We start from the raw sequence: 11824 nt of genomic DNA on the forward strand, positions 1-11824 counted from the left end.
ACCCGCAAAAAAGCCGCTGCTTGATCTAGCAGCGGCTTTTTATTTTCCGGCAAGCCGGTTGCTGCTTGGCTGGCAGCTACCGCTCGGGCTTGGCCGACCACTGCAGCACATAGGTGTCGCAGCCGAGGTTGTTGATATTCATGCGAAAAGTGCCTTTGGCGGCAGTTCTGGCCGTAAAGTCGCCCTCCAGGGCAAAGCGCCAGGCCGTAGCTCCACCGTCTGGCGGCTCCACGGCCACGGCTTTCAGTTTGCCGGTTTTTATCTCGAAGCCGCCTTCCGGCCCAATTACCTGGCGCTCCAATTTGCCGCTGCAGCGCCAGTAGCCATCAAACGTGAAATCGGATATCCGTTTCCCGTCCGGCGACACGGTAAAGCTGACTTTGTCGCCCTTCATGCCATTGCTGATGGTTCCGGTCCAGCGGGTGCCCTTGGCGGGTTTGGGAGGGGTAGTAACAATAGCAGCTGCCAGCAGCAGCGGGAATAGTAAGAGCTTCATAGGCTGGGAACAGGTGTGGGAGCCGGTTAAAATAGCAAAAGCTTCCTACCCCAGTCAACCCCGCAAGGGTTAAGCTGGAGCAGGAAGCTTTTCCCTACCGTGTACTATAGAACGCTAAGCTGCTTTTTCTGGCTTTTCCTCGGCGTACTTGCTGGTGCGCAACTCCTCGGCCAGGAAACGGCTGGTGTGCCCCTTGCCCGATTTGGCTACCTGCTCCGGCGTGCCCTGGGCCACGATGGTACCGCCGCCCGCGCCACCTTCGGGCCCGATGTCGATGATGTGGTCAGCTACCTTAATCAGGTCGAGGTTGTGCTCAATGATGAGGACCGTATTGCCCTTATCGGCCAGCTTGTGCAACACCACGGCCAGGTGGTTAATGTCCTCGAAGTGCAGACCGGTGGTAGGCTCGTCGAGGATGTAGAAGGTTTTGCCGGTGTCCTTCTTGCTGAGCTCGGTGGCCAGCTTCACGCGCTGGGCCTCGCCGCCCGAAAGCGTAGTGGCTTGCTGGCCCAGGGTGAGGTAGCCCAGACCTACCTCGTTCAGGGTCTGAATCTTGCGCAGGATGCGGGGCTGAAACTCGAAGAACTCCACGGCCTTTTCTACCGTCATGTCGAGCACGTCGGTAATGGATTTGCCTTTGAAGCGCACTTCCAGGGTTTCGCGGTTGTAGCGGCGGCCTTTGCAGGTTTCGCAGGGCACGTGCACGTCGGGCAGGAAGTTCATTTCGATGGTGCGCATACCGGCCCCCTCGCAGGTTTCGCAGCGCCCGCCCTTCACGTTGAAAGAGAAGCGCCCCGGTCCGTACCCCCGGATTTTAGCCTCGGGCAACGAAGCGAATAGCTGGCGAATTTCGGTGAACACGCCGGTGTACGTAGCCGGGTTGGAGCGCGGCGTGCGCCCAATCGGCGACTGGTCCACCTCAATCACTTTATCAATGAAATCCAGGCCTTCGATGCCCGCGTGGGGTAGCGGCTCACGCTTGGCATTGAAGAAGTGTTGGTTGAGGATGGGGTAGAGCGTATCGTGGATGAGTGACGACTTGCCCGAGCCCGATACGCCCGTGACGGCAATGAGCTTGCCCAACGGGAACTTGGCCGTTACGTTTTTGAGGTTGTGGCCCTTAGCACCTTTCAGCACCAGCTCGTTGCCTTCGCCGGCCCGCTTTTTCTTGCGCAGCTCGATGTGCTTCTGCCCGCTGAGGTACTGTGAGGTGAGAGAGCCGGAGTTGAAGATTTCTGTAGGTGTACCCTCGGCCACAATCTGCCCGCCGTGGATGCCGGCGCCAGGTCCGATATCCAGCACGTAGTCGGCGTGCAGAATCATATCCTTGTCGTGCTCCACCACAATCACGGAGTTGCCCAGGTCGCGCAGGTGCTGCAGAGCCTTGATCAGGCGCTCGTTGTCGCGCTGGTGCAGGCCAATGCTAGGCTCGTCCATGATGTAGAGCACGCCCACCAGCTGGGTCCCGATTTGGGTAGCCAGACGGATACGCTGCGACTCGCCGCCCGAGAGCGTGCGCACCGAGCGGTGCAGGTTCAGGTAGTCGAGGCCCACTTCCAGCAGGAAGCCGATGCGCTTGCGGATTTCCTTTAGCAGCTCGCGGGCAATCAGGTTCTGGCGCTCCGAGAGACGGTCTTCCAGGCCCTCAAACCAACCCGCCAGTTCGTTCAAATCCAGCACCGACAGCTCCCCGATGTGGCGGCCGTCAATCTTGAAGTGCAGGCTCTCCTTTTTGAGGCGGTAGCCGTGGCACTCGGGGCACTCCTGGGCCTGGGTGTACTGCTGAATCCACTCCCGGATGTTCTCCGAATCGGACTCCATCTGGCGGCGCAGGAAGGGAATGATTCCCTCAAACGGCTCCACGTAGTTGGCCTTTTTGGGGTCCGCGTCCTCATCCTCAGGCACGCCGTGCAGGAGGCGCTCTACCAGGTCCTGGGGCAGCTTCTCAATAGGGGTACTCAGGCTGGCCTTGTGCTTTTTCACGATGAGGCTCAGCTGCTGAAAAATCCAGATGTCGCGGTACTCGCCCAGGGGCGCAATGCCGCCGCGGCTGATGCTCAGCTTCTTATCGGGCATCACCGAGTCCTCGGTGATTTCCTGCACTTCGCCCAGACCGTTGCAGGTAGGGCAGGCACCGTAGGGCGAGTTGAAGGAGAAGGTGTTGGGTGCCGGGTCATCGTAGGCAATGCCGGTAGCCGGGTCCATGAGGAAGCGGGAGAAAAACTGGGTGTTATCCTTCTTCTTGTCGGGGTCGAGCACTAGCATGGTGCCCTTGCCCTGGGTCAAAGCATTCTGTACCGAACCGCTGAGGCGGAACCGGTCTTCCTCCTTCACCACCAGCCGGTCGATGACAATTTCGATGTCGTGGATTTTGTAGCGGTCCACCTGCATCTTGGGCGTGATGTCGAGCAGCTCCCCGTCCACACGCACCTTGGTAAAGCCCAGCTTGGCAATCTGCTGGAACAGCTCGCGGTAGTGCCCTTTGCGGCCTTTCACTACCGGAGCCAGCACGATGAGCTTGCGCTGGTCGTACTCTTTCAGGATGTAGTTGATGATCTGGTCGTCAGACTGCCGGATCATCTTCTGGCCCGTAGCGTAGCTGAACGCCTCGGCGGTGCGGGCGTAGAGCAGGCGCAGGAAGTCGTAAATCTCGGTGATGGTCCCGACGGTAGAGCGGGGGTTGCGCGAGGTGGTTTTCTGCTCGATGCTGATAACCGGCGACAAGCCCTCAATCTTATCCACGTCGGGCCGTTCCAGTCCGCCCATGAAGGAGCGGGCATAGGCCGAAAACGTCTCCATGTAGCGGCGCTGGCCCTCGGCGTAAATCGTATCGAAAGCCAACGACGACTTGCCCGAGCCCGAAATGCCGGTGAATACCACCAGGCGTCCGCGCGGAATCTGGGTGGAAACGTTCTTGAGGTTGTGCTCCCGGGCACCGTACACTTCAATATAAGGCGCCTCCAGGTCGGCAGGGCCAGTGAGCTGGCCGGTTATCCGGCTTTCCACCACGGCTTCGGCTACCTCTTCCAGGCGAGGTACCGCCTGCACGGCAGCGGTAGTGTGGCGGGTAGCGTTGTCGGCTACAGCCGCGGCAGCTTTGCGGGCTTTGGTGGGGGTAGGCGCCGGAGCGTCGGGCGCCTGGGGCTTCGCCGTTTTGGCCGGGCGGGCAGCTTTAGAAGCTGCCGCGGGTTTGCTGGCAGCGGAAGAAGAAACAGAAGCGGCAGTTGTTTTTTTAGCCATGCAGCAGCGAAGCGGATAAGTCTGCGAAGGTACGCAAATCAGGGCCCAACGGCCACCCCGGATAGCTTATTTGCCAAGCCTATCAGGGGAATGTAGCCGGCCCTGAGAAGCGGGCAGATGGGCTATAACACGCACTAGTAGGGAAATGTCCCGGATAGGACTAAACTTCTTTTAAACCCTACCTCCGGTTTTCGTCTAAACGGTAAATTATGGTGCGGCTTTTGCCTTTAAGTCAGCATCTCCCCTTTTGCTTTTTGCTCTTATGAAAACCTTGCTCAAAACTGGCCTCATGATGGCGCTGGGGCTGCTGCTCTACAGCAACCGCGCGCAGGCCCAGGTGCAGATTCAGGTGAACGCGCCCTACTGGGGCCCGGCCGTTGGCCCGAACGTGCAGTACTATTACATTCCGGAAATAGACGGCTACTACGATTTGTACTCGCGGTCTTATCTGTTTTTTGATCCGGTGTACGGAGCCTGGGTTAGCTCGCCGGTATTGCCGCGGGCTTATGCCTCCTACGATCCGCGCTTTTTCCACCCGGTAGTGGTGCAGTACGTAGGCCGCCAGCCCTGGGGCTACCTGCGCGACCACCGCGCCTACTGCGACCGGTGGGGCGTGCAGCCGGGCCGGTACTACGGGGCCAACTGGCCCGGCCGGGGCTACGTGGTAGCACCGCGGCCTAACTACGGCCCCGGTGGCTACTACACGCCCAACGGCGGCTATGCCCGCGGCGACTACCGGGACAACCGTGACTACCGCAGCAATTACGGCAGCTACGGTAGTGGCTACGACCGCCGGGATGATAACCGGAACGGCTCGGGTGGCTATAATGGCCATAATGACAACCGTGGCGGCTACAACGGCCACCGGGGAAATGATAACCAGGGTGGCTACGACGGCCGCGGCGACAATCGTGGAAACTACGAGGGCCGCAACGGCAGTAACGACCAGGGTAGCTACAATACTCCTGGCACTCCGGGCGGCCCGCAGAACCAGGGAACTCCCTACCCGAACGCCGGTGGCCGAGGCCGGGGGCGCAGCCTGTAGCTACAATTTCTGCCGGTTATAAAAAGCCCTCTGTTAGCCACGGAGGGCTTTTTTGCAATTAATGCCGTAGAATAAACAGGGCTAACGTATCCGCGTTGGCCTTGTTCTTGTAAGAATTACCGGGTTCTGTTTCTCCCACCTGACTTTCAGCATCATGCCATTCTTTCCCAAGTTTGCTTTAGCGGGCGTACTGGCCCTTTCGCTTAGCACGGCCACCCACTCGGCGCAGGCCCAGGTAACCATCAACGTCAACCCGCCTTCGTGGGGGCCAGCTGCTCCCGCTGGCACTCAGTACTACTACATCCCGGAGGTAGGCGGCTACTACGACCTGCGCGACCAGCGCTACGTGGTGCAGCGCGGCGGCAAGTGGACCCGGGTAGCTTCCCTCAATGGGTACTCTACCAGCTCGTTTCATCCCGTGGTGGTGGACTATGTAGGGGCCCAACCCTGGGTACAGCTTAGCCGCCACCGCCAGCTGTACCCGGCCAGCCTGCCGCCGGGCCAGGTCAAGCGCCTGCAAAGCGGTAAAGGCCTACCTCCCGGCCAGGCGAAAAAGCTCGGTTACGGAGGCCACGGCGGTGGTAACGGCAAAGGAAAAGGCAACGGCAAGCACTAAGCAGGCCTTCCGTTCTACTTCTTGCTTTATGAAAGCCACCCGGCCTGCCGGGTGGCTTTCTGGTTCTAGCTGGTAGCCGGCCTACCCTAGGGTTTGCATGAAGTCGGGGAAGGGGAAACCGTAACGGAGCTTTCTGTCGTATTCCTACGGAGTTAACACATCTTTTTATTGTTCAATCCGTTCCGGGTGCTATGGCCGCTTCTCAGCACATTCTTCACCGTAGCTTACCAGCCGAGCTGCAACTGTTACTGGGCGAAGGTCGGCGGTGCCTGCTGGTTTACCGCACACCGGGCACTTCGGCTGAGTTCAGCGTGCGGGGCCGTCTGCTGGGCGTTCTGCGGCGCGGTCAGGTGGACTACCTGTACCTGGCAAGCGGCTGTGAGCTGCGCCTCGATTGGCTGGTATCGGTGAACGGGCACCGGCTGGCTGCCTAGTTCTCATCTTTGGGTGAGCTTTTGACGTAGGAAGAAGGTACTCGTTGCCTACCCCCTATGTCAGAGCCAACCTACCGCCCCATCAGCTGCTCCTTCTACGATGAGCTGGAAGCCCGTGCCACCACCGGCCAACCCTGCACCCTCACCTACCGCACCCAGCCCGATACGCCGCCCAGCACCTACCACGGCATCATTCAGGACCTGTACATCAAGGACAAGGTAGAATATCTGCGCCTGCACGACGGCTTCGAGCTGCGCCTCGATGCCCTCGTAGCCATGGATGATAAGGAGCTGCGGAATTACTGCTAGAGCGGTTACCACGAATAGCCCCGGCCTGCCTACCTTGTGCTGTTCATTTGACAAGGCAAGGCATGGTTTTTAGCAGTACGCTGTTTCTATTTTACTTTCTACCGGGCTTCTTACTACTCTATTTTCTGGTTCCTACCCGGCTGAAAAATGCCGTTGCTCTGGTAGCTAGCCTGCTCTTCTATGCCTAGGGCGGCCTGCAGTTTCTGGGGCTTTTTCTGGCTTCTGTGGTCGTCAACTTTGTGCTGATCCGGTTCATGGACCGGGCTCACAACTGGCAGAAGCGCATCTATCTTATTATCAGTATTGTCCTGAATGTGGCAATGCTTTTTTATTTCAAGTACGCCAACTTTTTCCTGGAGAACTTCAGCGTCGTTAGTAGCTCGCTGGGAGGCGGCCCGCTCACGTGGGAGCAGGTAGTACTGCCCATCGGTATTTCGTTTTTCACTTTTGAAAAGCTGACCTATACCATTGATGTGTACCGAGGGGTAAATAAACCTCTACGCAGCTTCTGGGACTTCCTGCTCTACATCATGCTGTTCCCTAAGATGATAGCGGGGCCCATCGTACGCTTCCACGAAATAGCCGATCAACTCACCGACCGCCGCGCCTTCGACACTATTGACCATAAGCTGGCCGGCTTCTTCCGCTTTGTAGTAGGCCTCTCCAAAAAGGTGCTCATTGCCAACGTTCTGGGCGAGCAGGCCGACCTGATTTTTGGGCTGAATCCAACTGAGTTGTCGGCGCCACTGGCCTGGCTGGGCGCGCTGGCTTACACCTTCCAGATCTACTTCGATTTTTCGGGCTACTCCGATATGGCCATTGGCATCGGTCGCATGATCGGGTTTCAGTTTCCGGAAAACTTCAACAACCCCTACGTGTCGCGCAGCATTACGGAGTTCTGGCAGCGCTGGCACATCACGCTGGGCCGCTGGATGCGCGACTACCTTTATATTCCGCTGGGCGGCAACCGCGTTTCTGCCGGGCGTTTGTACGTCAATCTTTCCACCGTATTTATTCTCTCGGGCTTTTGGCACGGAGCGGCCTGGAATTTTATTGCCTGGGGTGCTTTTCACGGCCTCTTCCTGATTCTGGACCGGCTGTTTTTGCTACGCATTTCGCAGCGGCTGGGTGCCCTGAGCATCGTGCCCACGTTTTTGGTCACCATAGTAGGCTGGGTGCTGTTCCGGGCCGAAAGTTTGACCAACGCACTGGCTTACCTGAAGCAGATGTTTACCGGGGGCTGGGCGCCGCTGCCTTTTTACACCACCGAGTTCTGGACGGTGTTGGTCCTGGCGGCCGGGTTTTCCTTTATGGCAGCTCTTCCCCGAGTGGAGCGGTGGGAGGTTAGCCTGTTTTCCACCCAGCCCTTCGCGCTGGGCCGCCTGGTGGGGGTAGGGTTGCTTACCAGTGGCCTGCTGCTGTTAAGCCTCGCCTACATCATAGGCAGCACATTTAACCCGTTTATCTATTTCCGCTTTTAAAGGATGGCTGCTCCGGTTTCTCTGCTTGCCAAACGGCTGTTCTTTGCCTTCTTTATGGCGCTGCTAGCGCTACCCGCGCTACAAAGCAAGTTTCACTTCGTAAAATTCACCGAGCTTACAGGCTATGCCGAGCGGGCTCCGCACCCCGACCTGAGTTGGGAGGGCCTGCGGGATAACTCCTATCAACCCGCCCTGGAACACTACCTGGAGGACCGCGCGGGCTTCCGCGAGCCCCTCATCCGGCTACGCAACCAGCTGGCCTTTTCTCTGTTCAACGTCGGGCGGGCCAACAACACAGTGGTTGGGGAAAAAGGCATCCTCTTCGACGGTAACGCCTTGGATATCAACCTAGGCAGCGAGTTTATGGGCGAGGCTGAGGTAGGCCGGCACGTGTATAAGTTTAAGGCGGTACAGGAGGCATTGGCCAAGCGCGGCACCCTGCTTGTGTTCGTCATTGCGCCCGGCAAGGCCACTTTTTACTCTGAGTACTGGCCCTCCTATTATCAGGCCCGGAAAGCCCGCCGGACGCCCTCCAACTACTCGACTCTGGCGCCGCGCATGAAAGCGGCAGGCATCAACCTGCTTGATTTCAACCAACTGTTTCTGGCCTGGAAAGACACTGCAAAGTATCCGCTTTTTTCGCGGGGCGGTATTCACTGGAGCGTATATGGCAGCATGCTGGCCGCAGATACGCTATTCCGCTACATCGAGCACCGCAGCCATATCCGGATGCCCCAGCACCGCTTCACGGGGCGCGAAATCAGCGACCAGCCCCGCGAAACCGATAACGACCTGACCAAGGTGCTGAACCTGATTTGGGAGCCGACGGAGTTTACGCTGGCTTACCCTAAGCTGGAGTTTGAGCCGCCCAAGCCGGCAGAGCGCAAGCCTAACCTGCTGCTAGTAGGGGATAGTTTCGTCTGGAATCTGATTCCATTTGTTCCGGGTGCATTCAGCGAGAAAACTCGATTTTGGTACTATAATAATGCCGTCGATTGGGCCGGAGAAGCCAACACGGGTGAAGAGCGGCAAGTTAGTGCCCTCGACCGTCCAGCCCAGCTAACCGGCCGTGACGTGGTGGTGGTATTGTTTTCGGAGCCTAACCTGGGCAATTTCGACCACGGGTTCAGCGACAATGCCTTCGGTTTCCTGTGCCCCTTCACTGATGCGGACCGAGCACGCATCAATGTGCATGTAGAGAAATTGCGGGGCGACAAGGAACTGCAGCAGCGCATCTGGGAGCAGGCTTACAAAGACCACCAGAACCCTGATTACATGCTCTACAACGAAGCGGTGAAGCGCTACGAGCAGGAGTTGGGCAAGTAGCCCGAAGCTACCCCTGCCTTCTGTGTCAACCCTGGCCTGTTGTTCCGGCAGATGCCGCTGCCCGCCTTAAAAGCAACAACGGCCGCCCATATGGACGGCCGTTGCAGGAAGAGCCAGGTTCACAAAATCCGTGATTAAAACTCTGCGCTCTTGGGGAAGCGGGGGAAGGGGATTACGTCGCGGATGTTGGCCATACCGGTGACGAACAGGATGAGGCGCTCGAAGCCTAGCCCGAAGCCGGAGTGAGGTGCGGTGCCATACTTGCGCAGCTCCAGGTACCACCACAGGTCATGCTCGGGCACGTTCATTTCGGCCATGCGCTGGGTGAGCTTCTCCAGGCTTTCCTCGCGCTCCGAACCCCCAATGATTTCGCCGATGCCGGGGAAGAGCACGTCCATAGCCCGCACGGTTTTGCCGTCGTCGTTGAGCTTCATGTAGAACGCCTTGATATCCTTGGGGTAGTTGGTCAGGATAACCGGCTTCTTGAAGTACTTCTCTACCAGGTAGCGCTCATGCTCGCTCTGCAGGTCGGTGCCCCAATCCACGGGGAACTCAAACTTCTGCTTAGCCGACTTCAGGATTTCCACGGCCTCGGTGTAGTTCAGGCGCTGGAAGTCGTTGTCCACCACAAACTGCAGGCGGTTCAGGAGCTCCTTGTCGTACTGCTCGTTGAGGAACTTGAGGTCGTCCTGGCAGTTGTCGAGAGCATAGCGCACCAAGTAGCGGAGGAAATCCTCCGCCAGGTCCATGTTGTCCTGCAGGTCGTTGAAAGATACTTCGGGCTCAATCATCCAGAACTCGGCCAGGTGGCGGGCCGTGTTGGAGTTTTCGGCCCGGAACGTGGGGCCGAAGGTATAGACCTTGCCCAGCGCCATGGCCGCAATTTCGCCTTCCAGCTGGCCCGAAACCGTGAGGTTGGTTTGCTTGCCGAAGAAGTCCTGCTTGTAGTCCACGCCCGACTTATCTTCGGTCAGGGGCGGATTTTGGTCGGGCAGAGTGGTTACGCGGAACATCTGACCCGCGCCCTCGGCATCGGAGCCCGTGATGATGGGCGTATGGACGTAGTAGAAGCCCCGGTCGTTGAAGAACTGGTGCACGGCAAAGGCCATAGCGTGCCGGATGCGCAGCACTGCCCCAAACGTGTTGGTGCGGGGGCGCAGGTGGGCAATTTCGCGCAGGAACTCCAGGGAGTGTCCCTTCTTCTGCAGGGGGTAGGTAGTGGGGTCAGCGGAGCCGTACACCGTAATTTCCGAAGCCTGGATTTCTACCGTCTGGCCTTTGCCCTGGGAGGCTACCAGCCGGCCGCGCACCTGCACGGCGGCTCCGTTTTCTACCCCGTCCGCCTTCAACTTCTCCTCCGGGAACTGCTCGGCGTTGGCAACTACCTGAATGGAATTGAAGCCGGAGCCGTCGTTCACGGCAATAAACTGCACGTACTTGTTGCCGCGGCGGGTGCGTACCCAGCCTTTTACCAGCACTTCGCGGTCCAGCTCAGTGCTGCGGAGCAAGTCCTGCACGCTGGTTCTTCGGAGGTCGGACATTGGAAGAGAAAAGGGGAAAACGGTAAAATCAGACCAAAGATAAATGTTTGACCAGACGAATTATGTGCTCTAGACTGATTTGACGGTTTTAGACCGACTCCGATGTTGAAACCGGGGGCTTTATGCTAATCCAAGTCTTGTACCTCGAACAAGCTGTGCCCCTGCCCGGAGAATAGCCAGAGATAGGGGCCTAGCCGGTAGAAGCTGAGCCGTTTGAGCATCTCGCCTTTCTCATGAAACAGGCCCGTAGTGAACACCTTTTGCCGGAAGCCCAGGCGGGTTGTTTCCGTATTCAGCAGATTATAAAAATATAAGCCGCCCTGAGCCACCGGCGAGTACCGGTTCCAGCTTACGTACTGGTTATCTGAGGAGAACTGCGGCGCAGAGCCCAGAATGGGCAACTGCTGGTCCAGCGAAACAAGCTCGGTGGTGCCGGGCTTCACCCTGAACAAGGGCAGCTTCGCAGGCCTTCCCAACAGCTGAGAGGAGTAATACCCGCCGGCCGTTGCTACCTGCAGCCCGCCTCCTTGTGGGCGTAGGGCCACAACCACAGGCTCATCTATACCTCCCAGGGAAGCTGGCACATGGGCCGCCACAGCGGGCGCAAGTGTTAGCCGTTGCGGCTCCCGCGTCAGCCGATACGCAGTAGCCGAATACGGCTCCAGATAGCCAACAAATACAGCGCGCCCTACAAACTGCTGATGATCATACGCTACGGCAATTGGTGCTGGCTGTCCGGGCATCCAGCAAGCCAATTGAGGGCGCCCTACCTCACTGACAAAGCGGGCCGATAAGTTCTGCGGGGCACCGCTTGAATTCAGAATCTCATACACGAAAGGCTCCGCCTGCGAGGCAGTGTCGAAAAGCAGTATCTGCTCGCTGAACACCACCCCAAAGCCCTCTTTGTAGGCAAACAGGGCGCCGCCGCCCAGCTTTTCAGCGTAAAGAAAAGCGCCCGAGGCAACAAGCTCCCGGTAAGGCGCTGACCATTTACTCAAGTCCTGAACACTACCCGCCGGATCAGCAACCGATACCCGCCACAATCTCCTGTCGCCATCCAGGGCCACGGCGCAGGTGCCGCCCGCCACAACGAGGCAGCGCTTCGTATAGCTGTATGCCAACGGCGCGGAAGAATCGTGAAGCTTGGTAATCCTGATCATTTTCGTGTTGCCAATGCCTGGGGTCGGGAGCAAGGTACTGACCTGCCAATTGGCGCTTGCTCTATTTATGACAATGCTGGCCCTTTAGCGGCGGCGGCTCGAGAAGCTACCCCAACTTTTTCCCCTTAACTCAAGTACAGAAAGGCCTATATTTGGCCAAACCACCCCGTTTACCA

Annotated in this window: 10 protein-coding genes; 6 read left to right on the forward strand and 4 right to left on the reverse strand. The window is 58.3% G+C overall.

Translation table 11 applies throughout. The features are described from left to right. Positions 1-76 precede the first annotated feature (76 nt). Positions 77-496: a hypothetical protein gene (locus FGZ14_RS14380; RefSeq protein WP_139924924.1), complete on the reverse strand. Its 420-nt coding sequence runs from the start codon at positions 494-496 to the stop codon at positions 77-79. A 114-nt stretch (positions 497-610) separates the two neighbouring features. After that, positions 611-3736 carry an excinuclease ABC subunit UvrA gene (uvrA, locus tag FGZ14_RS14385; protein WP_257883237.1) on the reverse strand — a complete coding sequence of 1042 codons (3126 nt, stop codon included), beginning with the start codon at positions 3734-3736 and terminating at the stop codon, positions 611-613. 262 nt (positions 3737-3998) lie between these two features. Here uvrA and FGZ14_RS14390 point away from each other — a divergent pair, with 262 nt between their 5' ends. From FGZ14_RS14390 to FGZ14_RS14415, 6 genes are all read left to right on the forward strand, one after another. After that, positions 3999-4781: a hypothetical protein gene (locus tag FGZ14_RS14390; RefSeq protein ID WP_139924925.1), complete on the forward strand. Its 783-nt coding sequence runs from the start codon at positions 3999-4001 to the stop codon at positions 4779-4781. A 154-nt stretch (positions 4782-4935) separates the two neighbouring features. Then, positions 4936-5397, forward strand: coding sequence for a hypothetical protein (locus FGZ14_RS14395; protein WP_139924926.1), 462 nt, complete (start codon positions 4936-4938; stop codon positions 5395-5397). A 191-nt stretch (positions 5398-5588) separates the two neighbouring features. After that, positions 5589-5831, forward strand: coding sequence for a hypothetical protein (locus FGZ14_RS14400; protein WP_139924927.1), 243 nt, complete (start codon positions 5589-5591; stop codon positions 5829-5831). Positions 5832-5888: 57 nt separating this feature from the next. Next, positions 5889-6140 (forward strand): hypothetical protein, encoded by a 252-nt coding sequence (locus FGZ14_RS14405; RefSeq protein WP_139924928.1) that lies wholly within the window; start codon positions 5889-5891, stop codon positions 6138-6140. Between the two features lie 224 nt (positions 6141-6364). After that, positions 6365-7621 carry an MBOAT family protein gene (locus FGZ14_RS14410; RefSeq protein ID WP_219601027.1) on the forward strand — a complete coding sequence of 419 codons (1257 nt, stop codon included), beginning with the start codon at positions 6365-6367 and terminating at the stop codon, positions 7619-7621. Positions 7622-7624: 3 nt separating this feature from the next. Beyond that, the gene (locus FGZ14_RS14415) at positions 7625-8947 is read left to right on the forward strand and encodes a hypothetical protein (protein ID WP_139924929.1); all 1323 of its coding nucleotides are present in this window, start codon (positions 7625-7627) and stop codon (positions 8945-8947) included. Positions 8948-9081: 134 nt separating this feature from the next. Here FGZ14_RS14415 and asnS read toward each other — a convergent pair whose 3' ends face one another. Together asnS and FGZ14_RS14425 are read right to left on the reverse strand one after the other, a co-directional pair. After that, complete coding sequence (asnS, locus tag FGZ14_RS14420; RefSeq protein WP_139924930.1) at positions 9082-10488, reverse strand: asparagine--tRNA ligase; 1407 nt, start codon at positions 10486-10488, stop codon at positions 9082-9084. 125 nt (positions 10489-10613) lie between these two features. After that, positions 10614-11648, reverse strand: coding sequence for a hypothetical protein (locus FGZ14_RS14425; protein WP_180754363.1), 1035 nt, complete (start codon positions 11646-11648; stop codon positions 10614-10616). Between the last annotated feature and the right edge of the window lie 176 nt (positions 11649-11824).

Origin of the sequence: Hymenobacter sp. DG01 (genome assembly GCF_006352025.1) — a bacterium.
Lineage (GTDB): Bacteria > Bacteroidota > Bacteroidia > Cytophagales > Hymenobacteraceae > Hymenobacter.

Bases quoted from the DNA above. Each gene is read 5' to 3' on its own strand.
- FGZ14_RS14380 (WP_139924924.1), bottom strand. From the start codon at position 496: ATGAAGCTCTTACTATTCCCGCTGCTGCTGGCAGCTGCTATTGTTACT.
- uvrA (WP_257883237.1), bottom strand. From the start codon at position 3,736: ATGGCTAAAAAAACAACTGCCGCTTCTGTTTCTTCTTCCGCTGCCAGC.
- FGZ14_RS14390 (WP_139924925.1), top strand. From the start codon at position 3,999: ATGAAAACCTTGCTCAAAACTGGCCTCATGATGGCGCTGGGGCTGCTG.
- FGZ14_RS14395 (WP_139924926.1), top strand. From the start codon at position 4,936: ATGCCATTCTTTCCCAAGTTTGCTTTAGCGGGCGTACTGGCCCTTTCG.
- FGZ14_RS14400 (WP_139924927.1), top strand. From the start codon at position 5,589: ATGGCCGCTTCTCAGCACATTCTTCACCGTAGCTTACCAGCCGAGCTG.
- FGZ14_RS14405 (WP_139924928.1), top strand. From the start codon at position 5,889: ATGTCAGAGCCAACCTACCGCCCCATCAGCTGCTCCTTCTACGATGAG.
- FGZ14_RS14415 (WP_139924929.1), top strand. From the start codon at position 7,625: ATGGCTGCTCCGGTTTCTCTGCTTGCCAAACGGCTGTTCTTTGCCTTC.
- asnS (WP_139924930.1), bottom strand. From the start codon at position 10,488: ATGTCCGACCTCCGAAGAACCAGCGTGCAGGACTTGCTCCGCAGCACT.
- FGZ14_RS14425 (WP_180754363.1), bottom strand. From the start codon at position 11,648: ATGATCAGGATTACCAAGCTTCACGATTCTTCCGCGCCGTTGGCATAC.